General features: G+C 29.6%; 1 pseudogene. It reads left to right on the forward strand.

Features of this window, described 5'->3' with window-relative positions:
* Window positions 1-203, forward strand: a pseudogene (locus tag ACX6CF_RS27210) (carbohydrate ABC transporter permease); the annotation flags it as partial.

Raw genomic sequence — 203 nt, forward strand, 5'->3', positions numbered from 1 at the left:
ATAATATCAAGAAGTAAAACAAAGTTAGCATCAGTATTTCAAATTCTTTTTATTGCTTCTATGCTGATACCTTTTCACTCTATTATGATTTCTCTAACAAGAACTGCAATGTTTTTTAATGTTAAAGGAAGTTTATTAGGGACTGTAGCTATCTATATTGGACTTGGGGTTAATATGGCCATTTTCCTTTATGTTGGTTTTGT

The sequence above is a fragment of the Vallitalea sediminicola genome, from assembly GCF_054408565.1.